The sequence below is a fragment of the Algoriphagus aestuariicola genome, assembly GCF_017254835.1.
Lineage (GTDB): Bacteria > Bacteroidota > Bacteroidia > Cytophagales > Cyclobacteriaceae > Algoriphagus > Algoriphagus aestuariicola.
This window is the reverse complement of sequence record NZ_JAFKCW010000004.1, coordinates 592,117-610,466: the sequence shown is the minus strand read 5'-3', so window position 1 is coordinate 610,466 and position 18,350 is coordinate 592,117. Positions and strand designations below refer to the sequence as shown.

Below are 18,350 nucleotides of genomic sequence, written 5' to 3'. Positions count from 1 at the left end.
AAATTTAATACCGGAAAGTGACAATTATCACTTGAAATAATGCAATTTTTAACCTGAGCATAAACAGGAAAAGACCTGACTAGTTTAGTCAGGTCTTTGGGCTGATTTCGAACCTAGAGGGCCGAAATCGCCAAATTACTTGATCTCTACTTCAGCACCAGCCTCTTCAAGAGACTTTTTCAACGCTTCAGCTTCGTCCTTAGCGATACCTTCCTTCAAGGCTTTAGGAGCGCCGTCAACAAGATCTTTCGCTTCTTTCAATCCAAGACCGGTCAATTCTTTAACCAATTTCACCACTGCAAGCTTAGATGCTCCAGCAGCTTTAAGGATTACATCGAAAGAAGTTTTTTCCTCTTCAGCAGCAGCTTCACCAGCGCCAGCGCCAGCACCACCAGCTACCATTACAGCACCAGCTGCAGCAGGCTCGATGCCATACTGGTCCTTAAGGATATCTGTCAATTCTTTTACTTCTTTTACAGTCAAGTTCACTAACTGTTCTGCAAGTTGTGTAAGATCTGCCATTGTATTAATTATTTAATTTGTTTTTGAATGATTTGATAAGATTATTTTGCTTCCCGATCAGCAAGAGTCTTAAGAACACCAGTGATGTTGTTCTGTCCAGACTGCAATGCAGCGACGAGATTTTTAGCAGGAGACTGAAGCAATCCGATAAGATCACCCAGCAATTCTTGCTTAGACTTGAGGTTAGACAGCATTTCGAGGTTGTTCTCGCCCAGAATCACGTCTGAGTCGATCCCTGCACCTTTAAATACCGGTCTAGTCTCTTTTTTACCTTGTTTCTTTCTGAAATCCAGCAATACTTTTGCTGGAAGGTTACTAGTCTCTTTTGAGAAAATAATTCCAGAGAACCCTTTCAATGCACCCCCCACCAATTTGGAGTAGTCAGCATCCAGATTTTCAAGAGCTTTGGCGATTAGGGTGTTTTTGTACACTTTGTACTCCACACCTTTCTCGAAGCAAGTTCTTCTGAACGCGTTCACTTGAGCTACGGAGAATCCTGAAGCGTCAGTGATGTAGAAGAAAGGGTTTTCCTTCAGCTTCTCAGTCAGACTGTCGATTATAACTTTCTTTTCGTCTCTAGTCATGATTAAATACCTTGAATGCTACCCTTGTCTACAGCAATACCCGGAGACATTGTGCTTGACAAATGAATGCTTTTGAAATATGTACCTTTTGAAGAAGAAGGCTTCAACTTAGAGATGGTAGAGATCAGCTCTTTTACGTTCTCCTGAATTTGCTCAGGAGAGAAAGACACTTTACCTACACCGGCATGGATGATTCCAAATTTGTCGACCTTAAAGTCGATCTTACCGGCTTTTACTTCTCTTACTGCTTTGCCTACTTCCAGAGTAACGGTTCCTGATTTAGGATTTGGCATCAAGCCACGAGGACCCAATACTCTACCTAACCTACCTACTTTTGCCATTACGTTAGGCATAGTGATGATGACGTCTACGTCAGTCCATCCGCCTTCGATTTTGGCAATGTAATCGTCCAAACCTACGTAGTCTGCACCTGCTTCGGTTGCTTCTGCTGCTTTGTCAGGAGTACAAAGAACCAATACTTTGATGTCTTTGCCAGTACCATGAGGTAGTGCTACCACACCTCTAACCATTTGATCTGCTTTACGAGGATCAACGCCCAAACGGACATCGACGTCTACAGAAGCGTCAAACTTGGTCATGGTAATTTCCTTAACCAGTGAAGAAGCTGCCTCCAGGGAGTACATTTGGCTTGCGTCGTACTTAGAAAGAGCTTCTTTTTGCTTTTTTGTTAACTTAGCCATTGTTTTTTATTTATACTTCCCAAGGGGCTTTACCAGATACAGTGATACCCATGCTTCGTGCAGTACCAGCTACCATTTTCATGGCAGATTCTACTTTGAAAGCATTCAGGTCAGGCATTTTCGTCTCAGCAATCACTCTTACCTGATCCCAGGTAACAGATCCTACTTTCTTTCTGTTTGGTTCAGCCGAACCACCCTTCAGTTTCGCAGCTTCCAACAGCATGTTTGCAGCTGGAGGAGTTTTTACTACGAACTCGAAAGATTTGTCAGAAAAAACCGTAATCAGAACCGGTAGCACGGTACCCATTTTATCTTGGGTACGGGCATTGAACTGCTTACAGAACTCCATGATGTTCAAACCCTTGGAACCAAGAGCTGGACCTACTGGAGGCGACGGGTTAGCCTGGCCACCTTTCACCTGTAGTTTTACATAACCAGTGATTTCCTTAGCCATTGCTTAGTCTTGTTTTTCTACTTGTATAAAGTTTAACTCTACTGGAGTATTTCGGCCGAAGATCTTAACCATAACATTAAGCTTCTTCTTCTCCTCAAATATCTCCTCAATTGTCCCGGTAAATCCACTGAATGGGCCGTCCATTACTTTTACGGCTTCTCCGACTATAAATGGCGTATCCTGCTTCTCGGCAAACTCGTCAATCTCCTCAACCTTACCTAAGATACGGTTGATCTCCGACTGTCGTAATGGCTCAGGGGTTTTGGAAGCTCCCCCCTGGTTTGATCCAAGAAACCCGATAACACCCGGGATACTCGTTATTACGTGATTGGCTTCCCCATTGGAAAGATCCGCGTTGACCAGAACGTAGCCGGGAAAAAAGTTTCTTTCCCTGACCCTCTTCTTACCATTGCGCATCTCATATACCTTCTCAGAGGGAATCAGGACTTCAGGAATAAACTCCCCAATTTTCTCCCGCTGGATTTCATTGTCCAGGTAAGCCTTGGTCTTTTTCTCCTGCCCCGCTACTACCCTGAGTACGTACCACTTATGTTCAGCCATTCTGTAATGTCAATTAGAATAAATCATAAAACCATGTCATGATGTTCTCAAACCCCAAATCCACAGCACCAATGAAAAGTGCGAAGATCAGAGATGCTACCAACACCAATACGGCACTATTTTGAAGGAATGAAAACTTCGGCCAAGTGACCTTGTTTTTCATTTCGTCATAAGACTCGAGGACAAAGTTTTTAAGATTCATAGTCTACTTACTTGCTGCACGGGCAGAGAGATTCGAACTCCCATCAACGGTTTTGGAGACCGCTATTCTGCCATTGAACTATGCCCGTGTGAATGAACGCCCCGCGAATGGGAACGCAAAATTAGGAATAAAGTCTTTAGAAACAAATGCGATCCCAAAATAATTTGGGATCGCATCGTGTTCTTATACTAAGTCAGTTTAGTCTAGGATTTCGGTAACCTGTCCGGCGCCCACTGTACGGCCACCTTCACGGATTGCGAATCTCAAACCTTTCTCCAATGCAACTGCTGACAACAAGGTAACTTCGATAGTCACGTTATCACCTGGCATAACCATTTCCACGTTTGCTGGAAGTTTGATCTCGCCAGTTACGTCTGTTGTTCTAAGGTAGAACTGAGGTCTATATTTGTTGAAGAATGGAGTGTGACGTCCACCTTCTTCTTTTGAAAGTACGTAAACTTCAGCCTTGAAGTGAGCGTGAGGCTTCACAGATCCTGGCTTACAGATGATCATACCACGCTTGATTTGAGATTTTTCAATACCCCTCAAAAGCAAACCTACGTTGTCACCAGCTTCACCTCTGTCGAGGATTTTACGGAACATCTCAACACCAGTAACGGTAGACTTAAGACCTTCAGCACCCATACCGATGATTTCAACTGGCTCACCAGAGTTGATAACGCCTCTCTCGATACGACCGGTAGCTACAGTACCACGACCAGTGATGGAGAATACGTCCTCAACAGGCATCAAGAAGTCTTTGTCGATCAAACGCTCTGGGAGAGGAATGTAAGAATCAACTGCGTCCATCAACTGCATTACAGTGTCAACCCACTTCTCTTCACCGTTCAATGCACCAAGTGCAGAACCTGCGATCACTGGGATATTATCACCGTCAAACTCGTAGAAAGAAAGCAATTCTCTCACTTCCATTTCAACAAGCTCAAGCAATTCAGGGTCGTCAACCATGTCGACTTTGTTCAAGAAAACAACCAGCTGAGGAACACCTACCTGACGAGCCAAAAGGATGTGCTCTCTGGTCTGTGGCATAGGTCCGTCAGTTGCAGCGACTACAAGGATAGCACCGTCCATCTGGGCAGCACCAGTAACCATGTTTTTAACGTAGTCAGCGTGACCTGGACAGTCTACGTGAGCGTAGTGTCTTTTTTCAGTCTGATATTCTACGTGAGAAGTATTGATAGTGATACCTCTCTCTTTCTCTTCAGGAGCGTTATCGATTGAAGAGAAATCTCTCAATTCAGAAAGACCTTTTTTAGCCAATACGGTAGTGATGGCGGCAGTCAGGGTTGTTTTGCCATGGTCTACGTGTCCAATCGTACCGATATTAACGTGCGGCTTGGAACGGTCGAAGGTTGCTTTTGCCATGCGTGAAAATCCTCAGTTTAAGTTTAAAGATATGTTTAGATAATAATTCTCTGTAATTGAGCCAACGGCGGGAATTGAACCCGCGACCCCTTCCTTACCAAGGAAGTACTCTACCCCTGAGCTACGTCGGCTTAACCCATTGTGCTCTGTCAGCACAGAGCGGGAGACGAGGCTCGAACCCGCGACCTGCAGCTTGGAAGGCTGCCGCTCTACCAACTGAGCTACTCCCGCTTTTAAACCGGCGTACCGGATTTTTCAAAGTCCTGCAAAATTAGAAAAAAAATTTCGCATTCGGACAACTGGTGTGGGGGAAACAGGATTCGAACCTGTGAAGACATAAGTCAACGGATTTACAGTCCGTCCCAGTTGGCCGCTTTGGTATTCCCCCAACTGCGCTAAAATCTAGGGGTTTTGAGCCCTTGTGACGTTAACGGATGGCAAAATTATAGCCTTTTGTCAAAGTATCAAAGGATGCCATTCAAATTTGAAAACTTTTTCAGTACTGCCAATTCAATGATTTAGAAATCAACCGATTAATTTTCTTCCTTCAAGGCTTCAAGAAAGTAATCGTAATAGTTTTTGAGTTCAGGATCACGTTCCAGAGTGGCGATTCGGACAATTTCGGCGACGACAAGCTGGTCATCCGCAAAACCCATCAAAGCTTGGAAGGCACCGAGCCGCATGAAATTTTTCGAATCACTTTTCATTTGATCCATCAACACTTCCACGGCTTGGTCTTTTCCTTCCTCTGGATGTCTGGAGAAATATTCGCTAAAATACCCCAAGAAGTAGTATCGCCCTTCCCCAGTAAGCGCATCCAGACGCTCCAAAAACCACCGTCCTTTGCCATCGATGTTTTGTTGGATATAGTATTCCGCAACCGGGATCGTGATCCTGAAATTGCCATCGTCAGCAAATCTATTGATCACGGCGGTATCCGCTGGATGGTCCTCTGCACTCACCAAACCCATCAACGCCGACCCTGCCACCAAATAGGATGGCTCATCTGCCAATTTGAGGAAAGTGGACTGGTACTTCTCCGGATCCCAGGTCGCCAACAAATCCAATGCAGCCGCCCTTACAGAGTTCCTCGGGTCTTTCTCGGCGAGCTTCAAAACCTGATTTTCCAATCCCGTGATACGGGTCGGCCAACTTGGGTCGTTTTGCAGATAGCCCAGGACATTTTCCCGTACTGACCAAAAAGGATCGGCCAATGCGGCAGGCAGCACTATCTCCAGCTGGGCTGTCGCTTCCCTCGCCACCAAACTATCTAGAGCCTCATACCTAGCCACCCCAAGTAAAGACTCCTTAAACTGTGTAGCAAAACGATCGGAACTGATCTCTTGAGCCCTCCTAGCCAAAAGATTCTTGCCTTCGTCAAAGTACACCTGGCTAAGTGGAACACGGTTTTCCAAAGCAAACTGCTGGAAGGCTTTCGTCATCTGAAATACCCTCGAGTTTCGTTTTCCATCTTCGTACCAGCTTATTTCTATTGGGACTTGGAATAGTGGAGATTTCTTCAAATCCTGCATCTGATAGGCGGTGATCAAGATATTTTCCGGCTGGGAATAATCCACTTCGACACGAATCTCGGGATGCCCTTTGTCCAAAAACCATTGGTTGAAAAACCAATTCAAATCCTGTCCACTCACCTCCTCAAATGCCAATCTCAAGTCATGCACTTCCACTGATTGGAAAGCATGCCGCTCCAAGTACAGATGGAGCGCCGCGAAAAACGCTTTGTCTCCCAAGTGACGGCGCAGCATATGCAGGATGACGCCTCCCTTGTTATAACTATGGGCGTCAAACATATCCTCCGAATCCTCATAGTCAAAGCGGATCAAATCCACCTGCTTGGACTCCGATTCGGCAAAATACCCTTCCATTTCGGAGAGCAGCTTGAGCGCAGCCTCATCCGCCCCATATTTGTGCTCATTCCACAAGTACTCGCTGTAGTTCGCAAACGCTTCATTCAGCGTCAGATTTGCCCAAGACTCCGTCGTCACCATATCCCCAAACCACTGGTGAAACAACTCATGCGCAATGATGTAGTCCCAGTCCGAGTCTATAGCCTCCCGCTCATTGAGCCTAAGCTCTTCCATAAAGATCGATGCGGTGGTGTTTTCCATAGCTCCGGACACAAAATCCCGAACCACGATCTGGTCGTACTTTGGCCAGGGGAATTTCACTCCCAGTTTTTGCTCAAAGAACGCAAGCATTTCAGGAGTATTCCCGAAGACCTTTGCGGCACCCGCTTCATACCCCTTTTCGACATAGTAACCTAGAGGGACATCCTGCCATTTGTCCTCCACCTTTCCAAAATTCCCTATGGCTATGGCTGCTAGATAAGGCGCTGACGGCAGCTTAAGCTCCCAGTAGTCTCTCCTCAGTCCATTGCCCAATTGCTCCTTTTTGATCAATTGCCCGTTGCCTATGCTCACCATGGTGTCCGGCACGGTGAGTTTAAATAGCTGCGTCGCCCGCTCATTAGGCTTGTCAATGGTCGGAAACCATTTGCTGTTGTGCTCAGTCTCTCCCTGGGTCCAGATCATGGTCGGCTTTCCGGGAATCGTATCCATGGGATCTATGAAATAAAGTCCTTTGGTATCGGTGATCGCCTCGCTCCCATTTCCGGCGTTCCGTTCTGGAAAGGCCGTGTAGTTGATCTCGACTTCAATGGTGTCCTCGGAAGAAATCAGTTTTGGAAGGTAGATCCCGAGCTGTTTTTCGTCGTAGCGATAGGAAAGCTTAGATAGGCTATCCTCCTCCACCAGATAGATTGCCCCCATTTCATAGTCTTTCGCATCGAGCACCAATTCTTTTTGGGGATAGAAAAATGGACGAAGCATAAGTCGCGCCTTTCCCACAACCGCCTGACCTGTCCAATCAAAAGACAGATCCAAATCAGTATGTATCAAATCAAAATCCCGTGTGGCACTCGGCTGATAGGCTTCGATTTGCCGCTCCCTGCTTCTCAAGGTCTTCAAAATCTCCATGCTATCCAGAATCGGAACCGTATCGGAAGAAGCCTCCGAAACCTCCTGCGTATCGTTGACAGTCATTGGTTTTTCCGACTTGCAGGCTACTGCCAGCAGCAGGATAGCAGTGCTCCCCAATGAAAGAAGGGTATTCGGGAATTTCTTTGGATTCGAAGCCATTTGTTTGATATTTTGGAAAATCTAGGCGAGTTCGCCCGCCGGGCAATATATATTCACACCCAAAATAGCAGGAATGTTTTCAGTTATCCTTCAAAACGCCGTCCATAAGGTTGAAAAAAACGAAGACTCAATCTCAGTCAACCAAAGGACAATCGCATGGGACTTGAGATGGATAGGAGAACGGAAAGTGCACCTGATCCGCGACAACGAATCCATCGAAGCGGAGCTGCTGTCCATAGATCACGCCACCAAGACCCTCCAAATCCGAATAGGTCATAAGACCGCCAGTCTAAAGCTGAAGGATAGGTTTGACCTCTTACTCGAGCAGATGGGAATGAGCATGAATGGAAGCGGAAGCGTAAAGGACATCAAAGCTCCGATGCCGGGCCTGATTTTGGATCTGATGGTAAAGCCCGGCGATGAGGTTAAAAAAGGAGACGTTGTATTGATCCTTGAGGCCATGAAAATGGAAAACATCATCAAGTCGCCGGGCGACGGAATAGTCAGGGAAATCAAGGTCGCACTCAAACAGAGCGTGGAAAAAAACCAGGTGATGATTCTCTTTTAGTCGTCCCGCGTAAAGACTAACAACGTGCTCAGGTTCCAAAAAAACCTCTCTTGACTTTCTTGATCCTCTGAAGCGGGTTGGAGCGGATCAGTCTTTTCATCATGCCGGGAAAAATCCGATTGAGCAAGACGGTAAATCGCTCGGATCCGCCGACCACAAACTCTTCCCTGCCCCGCTCAAGCCCTCGAAGGATTCCACGGGCGCAGACTTCCGGCTCCATCCCATCTGCCAAGGCAGCCTGCATTTTGCCACTCCTGCTGCCATCTCCTCTCAAGCCAGCCACCGTAATGTTGGTTCGGATAAAGCCGGGGATAACAAGGTGGACAAAAAGCCCCGAACCATGGGTCTCCGCGCGCAGGGAGTCAAAATAACCTTGAAGAGCATGCTTTGACCCCGCATAGGCAGCGAGCTTCGGAACTCCATATTTCCCGCTCAGACTAGAGGTGAGCACCAAATGCAGCGGCGAACCTGGACTTCGATTTTTGAGTATCGCCTTGGTAATTGCCACGGGACCCCAAAAATTGATATCCATGATTTTGCGCTCCACATCGAGCGCTGTGTCTGCGACCAGGTCCCGGACAGTCATGCCAGCATTTAGGAAGACGTAGTCCAGTCCACCATAAACTTCCGAGGCACGGTCGGTTTTGCAAGAAAGTACAGAATGATCTTCCACATCGACAGGCAAAACTTCCATTGGACTGGACGGAAACGCAGATTTCAGCTCGCGGAGTTTAGGTTCATTTCGGGCGGAAATCACCAGACTTGCCCCATTCTCCACCAAAATCCTCACCAGGGCCTCCCCGATCCCAGAAGAAGCCCCCACGATCCACACCCTTTTATGAACCCAAAACCCCATTGTATCAAGCGGTTAGCACATACAATATAAGCGCTTAACTTCCATTTTTGGATTTTGGCCTAGCATTGTGAGTTGAAGAAATTATATTTGTCGGATTGTTTAGACGTTTCAGGGTCGATTCGATCAGATTTTGACAAATAAATCCGGATATCCATCAGGCGCTGCCGACCACAACTTTAGAAATCAATAATCCAATAGATGAAATACAACCGAATTCTGCTCAAACTCAGTGGAGAAGCCTTGATGGGCGAAAAAAACTACGGCATCGACCCCACGCGCCTCCAGCAATACGCCGACGAAATCAAGAAAGTGAAGGACAAGGGTGTCGAGATTGCGATAGTGATAGGCGGAGGAAATATTTTTAGAGGAGTGCAGGCAGAAAAATCAGGCATTGACCGTGTGCAAGGTGACTACATGGGGATGCTGGCCACGCTGATCAACGCAATGGCCTTGCAGAGTGCATTGGAGCAAAACGGAATGTTTACCCGATTGATGTCCGGCATCAAGATCGAGAGCGTCTGTGAACCCTTCATCCGCAGAAGAGCAATTCGTCATCTGGAAAAAGGCCGCATTGTGATCTTTGGGGCAGGTATCGGCAACCCTTACTTCACCACCGACTCTACGGCCGCATTGCGGGCTATAGAGATCGAGTCTGATGTAGTTCTAAAGGGAACCCGAGTGGATGGCGTCTACACCGCAGACCCGGAAAAAGACCCCTCAGCTACCAAATACCAAACGCTTACCTTCACAGAGGCCTACGAAAAAAACCTCAGCATCATGGATATGACTGCCTTCACACTCTGTCAGGAAAACAATCTGCCCATCATCGTCTTTGACATGAACAAAGCCGGCAACCTTAGCAAACTAGTACTTGGAGAAGAAATCGGAACATTGATCACTGCCTAATCCTGAACTAAATCATGGAAGAAATCGAGTTATTCTTAGAAGAAGCAAAAGAACTTATGCAAAAAGCGGTAGATCACACCGCTGCAGAACTAGTAAAAATCCGCGCAGGCAAGGCCATGCCCAATCTATTGGACGGGGTCATGGTGCAGTATTACGGAGCACCCACCCCACTCAATCAGGTGTCCTCTGTCAATACCTCTGATGCCAGAACTCTTGCGATCAAACCTTTTGAAAGAAACCTGATCTCCGAGATCGAAAAAGCAATCATCAACTCAGACCTGGGACTTGCTCCGCAAAACAACGGCGAGATTATTATTCTGACCATCCCCGCACTTACCGAGGAGCGCAGGATCAACCTTGTAAAACAAGCCAAGCAGGAATGTGAAGGAGGAAAAATCTCCATTCGAAGTGTGAGAAAAGACACCAACGAGTCTCTGAGAAAACTTCAGAAAGATGGCGCACCCGAGGATGCTATAAAGCGTGCAGAGGATCAGGTTCAGAAACTCACCGACCTGTATTCAAGCAAGTTGGATGAACTGCTCGCCAAAAAAGAAGCAGACATCATGAAAGTCTAATTTGATTTTCAACTAAACAATAAAGTCCGATGGAACGTACACTCCATCGGACTTTTTATTTCGACACATTCCCGTATTCGCTTTGCCAGCATAAACCCAAATCCCCACACACAAGTCCGTGGCTCCCCACTTTTAGTCCTCAAAATTCACATTGATAAACGTAGCGATCCCAAACAGCGGCCCGCTGCGTAGGTACTTCCCGTTTTCAAAGGCTACACCCAGTTCCAGTCTGAATATCCGGAACAAATTGTCTAAGGAATACCCGATCTCAGTGTAATGAGGCGAGTTCTCGGTTTTCAGGTAATTGACAAAAATGTTTTCTCTAACTCCCGAATATCTCAACATCGGCAATTGAGTCAACAAGAACTTTCTGAATTGATAGTGGGCAATACCGGAAATATAACTGGAGCTCGTGCTATACTTATAGTAATCCATAAAGCGGAAGTTGGACGCGGGTCCAAAATTGGAAAAGATAGTCCGGTTGCCGCCGAAGTGCTTGAAATCCTGAAAATAAACCCGATCGCTGTTGAGAAAAGTCCCGCCCACGACATTGAAGTCAAGTTTTCCACTCACTCCAAAGTTCACGTCATGCTGCACTCCCAGCTCCAATTGGTCAAATTTTGCAGCACTCTCCGAAACGACCAGTCCAGGCAAAGCTTTTTGATAGGAAAAAGTGAGCAATGGCGAGCGGGAAAAATTGGGATATTTTCTTCCATCCCGAATCGAATAGGTCAGTCCCGGACGCCATTCTACCGAGGCTTTGAGTTTCGCAATCTGATGGTTTTGAAACGCACCTCCGTCTGCTTCGACGTTTTCGGGTTGGTTGGGGGTGTATTCTCTTTCCGGCTTGTTATAAAAGGAGTAGTTCGAGTTGTTGAACAACTCCCGCCTCTCGGCCCAAGTAAAATCAAATCGATAAGTCAGTCCGTAGTCGATCCTGTGATACCAGTAGGCACGCGCAAAGTCCTGCTCATAGAGTTTCATGTAGTTACGGCGAACCAAAAGGGAATAGGCCGCATTGATCTGTTCTTGGATCGGGTCTTCTGGATTAAATTGATAGACGTACCTTCCTCCTTCCAGGCCCCAAGTCTGTGCCGAGATGGGCTGCGTATGGGACCATCGGAAATTGACTTTTCCATAAAATCTGTCGCTGGAGAATCCGTAGCGGAGCTCCGGTTCGATGTTGAAGCTTTGCCTGTTCCTGTTGACGCTGTCAGCGAGCTTTTCCTCGGAGTATTTGCGGTAGAAAAATCCCATTCCAACTTTCCAGCCTTCTACAGTATTGAAAGAGAGTTTGGTCAAATTCTGCCTAAACCCTACCGATACTCCCTTACCAAAAGAATAGGAACCGCCCATGATCACCTCCATTGGCTTGAATCCCTTTCTGGCCTTTTTGGCGACTGAGTCAACCTCACTCATCTTCGCAGCCTCCACAGTGGCTAAGCTGTCGTCTCGACGATACCCCTCAACTTCCTTCACCGTCAGCGGTACGGGCCGTATGCTATCCCAATAGCTCAAGCCCCGCTTTTTCGCCAAAGAATCCACACTATAGTAGCGCTCCGAGGTAACTGTTTCCTTTTCTTCTCCTTGCTCTTCCTTCAGAGTTTCTTTCTCATATTCATTCAGCAGCTTTCTGTATTCCTTTCTAGTCATCGGCTCTTCGCTCGCGAGCTGCTCCAAGGCTGAGATGGACTTGTCCAACTTCTGTATGTCCTGCGGGATCTCTTGTACCTTTTCATCGATGATCTCCGGTACGGTCACCAAATCAGGATTGAGCGTCACCTCATAGTCGCGAGTCGAAGCTAGGTACTTGAACTCTCCGGCGAAGCCAAAAATCTTCCCGCCAAATGTATAGGTATGGGTAAGCGGCATCCACACGTTTTCTGCAACCGGGGCATATTGCTGCTTAGCCGTAATCTGAAATCCCAGGAGAGAAGTCTTCAGATCCAGACTGTGGATAGCCCAAAGGTCCTCGATGATATAGATATAGCCTTCGAAGACTTTTTCACCCCTCGAGCGGGGAGTCACCTTCACTTTGCTCACCATCACATCCTGATCAAAAAAACTTCCCTCGTATTTAAACTGGTAATATTGAAAGGCGTACCGGGAAAGGGGTGAGACGATCCCGTTGATTTGATCCTGATAAAAGGAGGTTTGGATATAGGGTGCGGGAGAGGTACCTTGATTGTCCCCGTTGGTACGGATGGAAATCACCTTCTCCTCCACCTTATCCGGAAGGGTAAAAGTAATCCTCGATACCGACTCGGAAGTATAGGCTTCGTTGAGCTTAAGCCCCTCCTCCTCCAACGTTTTTTTCATGAAAAATGGCGCGTCGGTCAATTGACCGGTTCCCTTTAAATAAACCGTAGTAGAATATGTCTGAAGTTGCATTCGATGGTATTTGGCCTTGGATATGGCCTTTCGCATGATAGTAAGTGCGGGATCTTCCGCTCCTGCCCTTACCTCCACCTCGCTTAGATTATAGATCTGCGGCTCCAGTGTGAAGTTCAAATCCACCCAGGCATCTCTGACTTCAACGGTTTCTAGCTGTGACTTGTAGCCGAGAAATTGGACAATCACGTCATAGTATCCTGGCTTCAACCTAAATTCGTAGAGTCCATTTTCATTGGTTGGCACTCCGTCCTCCAAATTGCGAATGTAGACTGAAGCGAAGGCCAGGGGCTCACCATCCGTCGTAGCAACTCTTCCACGTATCCCCTGCGCAACAGAAATCACCTGAATACCAAAAAGAAACATACCCATCCAAAGTATAGAGAACTTACTCCCGTGCGTCATAAAAGTCGGTTTTGCTTTGTATAAAGATATAGATGTAAAAAACGACCCCAAGGTTGTAAGGCCTCATTTAAGATGATTTAGGATGTTCACAAAAAGAGGGTAAGACCAGGTAAAGAGATAGACTGGAACAGTCAAAAACAACCACATTCACCGACTCCTTATTTATGATAATTTTATGCTAACTAAGGCACTTATTTAATTTTTTCGAAAAAGCCGCTTTTGCATTTTCTGAGACACTTTATCAAAAATCAGAATTCTGAAATAATTAAAAAAAAATGACTTTTTTGACATTCCATAAACGGAAAACGTTTTCCATTAACGTATTCATACATTTTTTAGGATTCTATTAAATTCTAAACAAACAATACAATCTTCTGTTGACGATTGGTTTTTCACCGAGGAAAGCGCGCAATTGTTAATAATTGCAAAATCGAAATCTTACGAGCACTTTAGATTTGGAATACGAGTACTCATGCCTATTTCGATTTTTATCAAACAAAAAACCCTATGACAAATTATTTACCCAATCTCAAGTCATTGGCGCTTACAATTGCACTTACCCTAAGTGCTATTTTGGCCGTCAATGCCCAAAGCCGCTCCATCTCTGGGACAGTCATGGACGCCGGCCTTGGAGACCCTGTACCCGGAGCCACGGTGATGGTCAAAGGCACCACCCGAGGCACAGCCACTGATGTGGATGGTAAGTTCACGCTTCCCCTACAGCCCGAAGACCAGGTGCTGGTAATTTCCTTTGTAGGCTATCTGACCCAAGAGGTAGAGATCGGCAACCAAAGCACTATCACCATCAATCTGGAAGAGGACATTCAGAGCCTGGAAGAAGCTGTAGTCATCGGCTACGGTTCACAAGACAAAAAGGAAATCACGTCGGCGGTGGTCGGTGTGAAACCAGAAGACTTCAACCGAGGAAATGTGTCGAACCCAGCACAATTGCTGCAAGGCAAGGTGGCCGGTCTGTCTATCACAAGACCAGGCGGTAATCCAAACAATGCCTTCAATGTAAGGCTGAGAGGTCTTTCCACGTTTGGGGCCAACTCCTCTCCCTTGATCGTATTGGATGGAGTGATCGGAGCATCCTTGGAAAACGTCGATCCCAATGATATCCAGTCCATCGACGTATTGAAGGATGGATCCGCGGCGGCGATCTACGGTGCCAGAGGCTCCTCTGGTGTGATCCTGATCACCACTACCAAGCAAGGCAAGCGCGAGGGCGCTACCAATGTGACTGTCAACAGCTTTGCCACACTCGACAAAGCCGCCAACTTGATCCCAATTCTTTCCGCAGAGGAATTTGTCGAAAGGGGTGGAACTGACTTCGGTAGCGAAACCGATTGGAGGGAAGAACTCATCGACGATGCGATGTCCTTTACTACCAACGCCAGCATATCCGGCAGTTTTGGCAATTCCAATTATATGGCATCCGTCAACTATCGCGACAACAACGGGATAGTCAATGGCGTCGGCAACGAAAGACTCAACACCCGATTGAACCTTTCCCAAGGCGCGCTAAACAACAGACTGCGTTTCAATGTCAATCTGTCGTTTACGAACTTGGCAAAAGAATCGATTAATGATGCCGCATTCAGATATGCTACCATCTATAACCCCACAGCCCCTATCTATGAGGACACCGAAGACGCCATAGAAGATTTTGGGGGATATTTCCAAAGGAACCTTTTTGACTTCTATAATCCTGTGGCCTTGGCCAATCAGCAGAAATTTGTAGAAGAAGTAAAATCCAACCTGCTATCTTATAGGGCGGAGTTTGATATCCTGAGCAACCTGACACTCTCTGCACAATATTCCCAGGATAGAAAAAACGAACTCCTAGGCAACTTCTGGTCTATGCAGGACTACCAAGTAGGCTTTGGTGCGGCAGGCTCCGCGGAAAGAATCACAAGGGATCGCGCCCAGCGTATCTTTGAATCAACGCTTAGATACGAAATCGACCTGAGCGACAAGTTAAACATGACCTTACTTGGTGGTGCAGGTATGCAATTCACCAAAAATGAGGGTTTTAGGGCACGAGTACGGCAGTACTTGTTTGACCAAGGATGGAACAACCTTGGAGGGGGTGCGATCCGTGTGGGCAACTTCACCGAGGTTTCGTCCTACGCGAATGAGGACCAACTCAACTCGCTTTTTGGTCGAGCCAACTTCAATTGGGACAACACCTTCTTCGTTTCGGCATCCGTGAGATCAGAGACCTACTCTGGATTTGGAGCGAACAACCAAACTGGTATTTTCCCTGCCTTCTCCGTAGGTTCTGACTTTACCCAAATCTTCGACATGGGCTTGTTTTCCCAGTTCAAGCCGAGGGTTTCTTACGGTGTGACCGGCAATCTACCTCCATCGCCCACCTTGGCATTGGGTGTGTTTGGCAATGGTAACAGAATCGATTTGGATGGCGACCCGCTGACCCAGAATGACATCTTTGTGGGTATTGTGCAAAACTCCAACCCTAACAGGGACCTGAAGTGGGAAACCAAAAAAGAATTCAACGTGGGATTGGACTTCGGGATGTTTAACAATAAAGTCACCGGTAGTGTGGACTATTATACCCGAAATATCTCTGACCTGTTATTCAATGTGCCTGTTGCCCCCGGAGCTCCAAACCCATTTGATCCGGGAAGATTCAACACTGCCTCTTCTACATGGATCAACCTTGCGGACTTGCGTGCCGCCGGTTTTGAATTTGCGGCTTCGGTCAACCAGATCGGAAATGGAAAACTGAAATGGACTCCGACCCTCAACTTCACCATCTACGACAAAACGACTATTGAAAGCTTATCCGCTGGTGATCTCGGATTTGAAGAACTGAGATTTGCCACTCCAGGATCTCCTGGCCAAAATAATATTCCTATCATCTACAATAGAGTGGGCGAAAACCTGGGCGATATTTACGGACCAAGACTCCTCGGCTATACCGAAGACGGACAATACATTTTGTCTACAACGAAAGAAGACGAGTATGAAAAACTCGGAAACGGGCTACCCAAAGGAGAATTCGGCTTTACCAACAGTTTTATGTATGGTCAATGGAGCCTGAATTTCTTCCTGAGAGGAGCTTGGGGCCACGACCTTTACAATTCTTACAGAGGTTTCTACGAAAATAACGATCCCGGAGCGGTGACTTGGAACTCGGTCATCACCGACAAAACCCCCACGAACCCTCTAGTCGTCTCCACTCAAACTTTCAATAGCTCCTACGTGGAAGATGCCTCCTTCATTCGCTTGGACAACGCAGAACTTGGCTACAACGTGAAGACCAATTCAGCCAACCTGAGCTCACTGAGAATCTATTTCGCTGCCCAGAACCTCTTCACTATCACTGGTTACACTGGGATCGACCCTGAAGTAAGGACAAATGATTCTGAGAACCTAGATGCCTTTACTTCAGCCCTATCTCCAGGTATCGAGCGAAGAAACACCTATTTCCAGACTCGCTCCTTCACTATGGGAGTAACCGTAAACTTTAAATAACCGATCAAATCCTACAGACATGTTAAAATCACTAAAAAAAATCTGTTTAATGCTCCCCTTGACCTTTGGCTTGGGCGCATGTTGGGAGCTAGATCAAGAAGTGTTGGATGGTGTGACCGCAGACGATATTGCCAACAGCACCAACCCAAATTTGGTTAATGTACTGAAAGCTTCTGCCTATTCCAGAATCGTGGGATCATGGGGAGCACACAATAGCATCTGGTCTATTCAGGAGGTATCATCTGATGAAATGGTGATCACCCACAAAGCCTCGGATTGGGAAGATGGACGGCAGTGGATAAAGATGCATCAGCATGAGTGGGAAACAAAAGAAGAATCCTTCAACAACTCCTGGAACTATTGCTACACCGCCATCGGTGAGATCAATAACCTCATAATTCAATATCCCGACGTGGTTGAACTCAAAGCCGAGCTGAGCGTTTTGCGTGCCTTGGTTTATATGTGGCTTATAGATGCCTTTGGCAATGTGCCGATTGTAGACGAAAACTCTACTGGAGGAAATCCTACGAACAACAGTAGGGCAGAGGTTTTCGCCTTCATCGAAAGCTCCATCAAAGACAATTTGGACCTTCTTTCTGATGGTACAAACAAATATACTGTCAACCAGCTTACAGCCCACGCAATGCTAGCCAAGCTCTATCTCAACGCAGAGATCTACACCGGAACTCCGAGATGGGCCGACGCAGAGACCGCAGCCGACATGGTAATACAGAGTGGGAAGTACTCCCTTACCTCTGACTTTTTCGCCAACTTCGCTGAACGAAACAGTGGATCGACAGAAAACATAATGACGCTACCCTATGACCAAAACAACGCTGGGGGATTCAATCTACCGATGATGACTTTGCACTACCTTAATCAGCAAACCTACAATCTGCAAGAGCAGCCTTGGAATGGCTACTCTTCTTTGGAAGAATTTTATAACAGTTTTGATGACAACGATGTCCGCATCAATTCCTTTCTGGAAGGCCCCCAATATGCGGCAGACGGAAGTAGACTGAACGACATCTCTGCAGAGGCTGGCGATCCAGACGGTCAGCCCCTGACCTTCACACCGGAGATCAACATGCTCACCCCTAATGCATTCAGACAGGCTGGTGTGCGTGTTGGAAAATATGAGTTTGCCAACGGAGCTACTTCCTCGTTAAGTAATGATTACCCTTTAATTCGCTACGGCGACATCCTTTTGGTCAAGGCAGAAGCGGCCTTCCGTCAGGGAGACATTAGCGATGCCTTAACCTATATAAACATGATCCGAGCTCGGGCTAAAGTAGCCCCGTATAATACGCTTACCGCCGACGACATTTTCGATGAGCGCGGCAGGGAGATGTTTGCGGAAGCTAGCCGTCGTACAGATATGATCCGCTTTGGCAAGTGGAATCAGGCTTGGTGGGAAAAGGCCCAATCTGAGCCTTTCAGAGCCTTGTTCCCTATCCCACAGCAGGCGATCAATGCCAATCCAAATCTGGTTCAAAACCCAGGCTATTAATCTGAATGGAGTAATGAAAAACGGGAAGCGTGCATCGGCACGCTTCCTTTTTGTTTCCACAAGAATCAAT

At 46.7% G+C, this 18,350-nt stretch carries 15 protein-coding genes and 4 tRNA genes; 5 read left to right on the top strand and 14 right to left on the bottom strand.

Features of this window, described 5'->3' with window-relative positions:
- Positions 1–135 precede the first annotated feature (135 nt).
- The 12 genes from rplL to J0A67_RS18845 form a co-directional block, all read right to left on the bottom strand.
- Entirely contained in the window at positions 136–522 is a 387-nt protein-coding gene (gene rplL, locus J0A67_RS18900) for a 50S ribosomal protein L7/L12 (protein ID WP_206570952.1), read from the bottom strand.
- A gap of 41 nt (positions 523–563) precedes the next feature.
- Positions 564–1,106 (bottom strand): 50S ribosomal protein L10, encoded by a 543-nt coding sequence (gene rplJ, locus J0A67_RS18895; protein ID WP_206570951.1) that lies wholly within the window; start codon positions 1,104–1,106, stop codon positions 564–566.
- Positions 1,107–1,108: 2 nt separating this feature from the next.
- Positions 1,109–1,807 carry a 50S ribosomal protein L1 gene (gene rplA / locus J0A67_RS18890; RefSeq protein WP_206570950.1) on the bottom strand — a complete coding sequence of 233 codons (699 nt, stop codon included), beginning with the start codon at positions 1,805–1,807 and terminating at the stop codon, positions 1,109–1,111.
- A gap of 10 nt (positions 1,808–1,817) precedes the next feature.
- Complete coding sequence (gene rplK / locus J0A67_RS18885) at positions 1,818–2,261, bottom strand: 50S ribosomal protein L11 (protein ID WP_206570949.1); 444 nt, start codon at positions 2,259–2,261, stop codon at positions 1,818–1,820.
- Between the two features lie 3 nt (positions 2,262–2,264).
- Positions 2,265–2,822, bottom strand: coding sequence for a transcription termination/antitermination protein NusG (gene nusG, locus J0A67_RS18880; RefSeq protein ID WP_206570948.1), 558 nt, complete (start codon positions 2,820–2,822; stop codon positions 2,265–2,267).
- A gap of 13 nt (positions 2,823–2,835) precedes the next feature.
- Entirely contained in the window at positions 2,836–3,024 is a 189-nt protein-coding gene (secE, locus tag J0A67_RS18875; RefSeq protein WP_206570947.1) for a preprotein translocase subunit SecE, read from the bottom strand.
- 17 nt (positions 3,025–3,041) lie between these two features.
- Positions 3,042–3,112, bottom strand: a tRNA-Trp gene (locus tag J0A67_RS18870).
- A 110-nt stretch (positions 3,113–3,222) separates the two neighbouring features.
- Entirely contained in the window at positions 3,223–4,410 is a 1,188-nt protein-coding gene (gene tuf / locus J0A67_RS18865; protein ID WP_206570946.1) for an elongation factor Tu, read from the bottom strand.
- Between the two features lie 59 nt (positions 4,411–4,469).
- Positions 4,470–4,541: transfer RNA gene (locus tag J0A67_RS18860), tRNA-Thr, on the bottom strand.
- A gap of 27 nt (positions 4,542–4,568) precedes the next feature.
- Positions 4,569–4,641, bottom strand: a tRNA-Gly gene (locus J0A67_RS18855).
- A 74-nt stretch (positions 4,642–4,715) separates the two neighbouring features.
- Positions 4,716–4,798: transfer RNA gene (locus tag J0A67_RS18850), tRNA-Tyr, on the bottom strand.
- A gap of 145 nt (positions 4,799–4,943) precedes the next feature.
- Positions 4,944–7,568, bottom strand: coding sequence for a M1 family metallopeptidase (locus J0A67_RS18845; protein ID WP_206570945.1), 2,625 nt, complete (start codon positions 7,566–7,568; stop codon positions 4,944–4,946).
- Between the two features lie 73 nt (positions 7,569–7,641).
- Here J0A67_RS18845 and J0A67_RS18840 point away from each other — a divergent pair, with 73 nt between their 5' ends.
- A complete protein-coding gene (locus J0A67_RS18840; RefSeq protein ID WP_206570944.1) occupies positions 7,642–8,136 on the top strand; it encodes an acyl-CoA carboxylase biotin carboxyl carrier protein subunit in 495 nt (164 codons plus the stop codon).
- A 28-nt stretch (positions 8,137–8,164) separates the two neighbouring features.
- Here the strand turns inward: J0A67_RS18840 and J0A67_RS18835 are convergent, their stop codons facing one another.
- Entirely contained in the window at positions 8,165–8,992 is an 828-nt protein-coding gene (locus J0A67_RS18835; protein ID WP_206570943.1) for an SDR family NAD(P)-dependent oxidoreductase, read from the bottom strand.
- Between the two features lie 198 nt (positions 8,993–9,190).
- Between J0A67_RS18835 and pyrH the strand changes: the two genes are divergently transcribed.
- Both pyrH and frr read left to right on the top strand, forming a co-directional pair.
- A complete protein-coding gene (gene pyrH, locus J0A67_RS18830) occupies positions 9,191–9,898 on the top strand; it encodes a UMP kinase (RefSeq protein WP_206570942.1) in 708 nt (235 codons plus the stop codon).
- A 14-nt stretch (positions 9,899–9,912) separates the two neighbouring features.
- On the top strand, positions 9,913–10,473 hold the full coding sequence (gene frr, locus J0A67_RS18825; protein WP_206570941.1) for a ribosome recycling factor: 561 nt from the start codon (positions 9,913–9,915) through the stop codon (positions 10,471–10,473).
- A gap of 132 nt (positions 10,474–10,605) precedes the next feature.
- On the opposite strand, the gene J0A67_RS18820 is transcribed toward frr, so the two are convergent.
- Positions 10,606–13,269, bottom strand: a complete 2,664-nt coding sequence (locus J0A67_RS18820; RefSeq protein WP_206570940.1) for a DUF5686 and carboxypeptidase regulatory-like domain-containing protein — start codon at positions 13,267–13,269, stop codon at positions 10,606–10,608.
- A gap of 507 nt (positions 13,270–13,776) precedes the next feature.
- Between J0A67_RS18820 and J0A67_RS18815 the strand changes: the two genes are divergently transcribed.
- Together J0A67_RS18815 and J0A67_RS18810 are read left to right on the top strand one after the other, a co-directional pair.
- Positions 13,777–16,770 carry a SusC/RagA family TonB-linked outer membrane protein gene (locus J0A67_RS18815; RefSeq protein ID WP_206570939.1) on the top strand — a complete coding sequence of 998 codons (2,994 nt, stop codon included), beginning with the start codon at positions 13,777–13,779 and terminating at the stop codon, positions 16,768–16,770.
- Positions 16,771–16,819: 49 nt separating this feature from the next.
- Positions 16,820–18,280 (top strand): RagB/SusD family nutrient uptake outer membrane protein, encoded by a 1,461-nt coding sequence (locus J0A67_RS18810; RefSeq protein WP_241265255.1) that lies wholly within the window; start codon positions 16,820–16,822, stop codon positions 18,278–18,280.
- Positions 18,281–18,350 lie beyond the last annotated feature (70 nt).

Excerpts from the sequence above, each read along its gene's own strand:
- J0A67_RS18835 (WP_206570943.1), bottom strand. The coding sequence starts at position 8,992 with ATGGGGTTTTGGGTTCATAAAAGGGTGTGGATCGTGGGGGCTTCTTCT.
- rplA (WP_206570950.1), bottom strand. The coding sequence starts at position 1,807 with ATGGCTAAGTTAACAAAAAAGCAAAAAGAAGCTCTTTCTAAGTACGAC.
- J0A67_RS18810 (WP_241265255.1), top strand. The coding sequence starts at position 16,820 with ATGCTCCCCTTGACCTTTGGCTTGGGCGCATGTTGGGAGCTAGATCAA.
- frr (WP_206570941.1), top strand. The coding sequence starts at position 9,913 with ATGGAAGAAATCGAGTTATTCTTAGAAGAAGCAAAAGAACTTATGCAA.
- rplK (WP_206570949.1), bottom strand. The coding sequence starts at position 2,261 with ATGGCTAAGGAAATCACTGGTTATGTAAAACTACAGGTGAAAGGTGGC.
- rplJ (WP_206570951.1), bottom strand. The coding sequence starts at position 1,106 with ATGACTAGAGACGAAAAGAAAGTTATAATCGACAGTCTGACTGAGAAG.
- J0A67_RS18820 (WP_206570940.1), bottom strand. The coding sequence starts at position 13,269 with ATGACGCACGGGAGTAAGTTCTCTATACTTTGGATGGGTATGTTTCTT.
- nusG (WP_206570948.1), bottom strand. The coding sequence starts at position 2,822 with ATGGCTGAACATAAGTGGTACGTACTCAGGGTAGTAGCGGGGCAGGAG.
- rplL (WP_206570952.1), bottom strand. The coding sequence starts at position 522 with ATGGCAGATCTTACACAACTTGCAGAACAGTTAGTGAACTTGACTGTA.
- secE (WP_206570947.1), bottom strand. The coding sequence starts at position 3,024 with ATGAATCTTAAAAACTTTGTCCTCGAGTCTTATGACGAAATGAAAAAC.
- tuf (WP_206570946.1), bottom strand. The coding sequence starts at position 4,410 with ATGGCAAAAGCAACCTTCGACCGTTCCAAGCCGCACGTTAATATCGGT.
- J0A67_RS18815 (WP_206570939.1), top strand. The coding sequence starts at position 13,777 with ATGACAAATTATTTACCCAATCTCAAGTCATTGGCGCTTACAATTGCA.
- J0A67_RS18845 (WP_206570945.1), bottom strand. The coding sequence starts at position 7,568 with ATGGCTTCGAATCCAAAGAAATTCCCGAATACCCTTCTTTCATTGGGG.
- pyrH (WP_206570942.1), top strand. The coding sequence starts at position 9,191 with ATGAAATACAACCGAATTCTGCTCAAACTCAGTGGAGAAGCCTTGATG.
- J0A67_RS18840 (WP_206570944.1), top strand. The coding sequence starts at position 7,642 with ATGTTTTCAGTTATCCTTCAAAACGCCGTCCATAAGGTTGAAAAAAAC.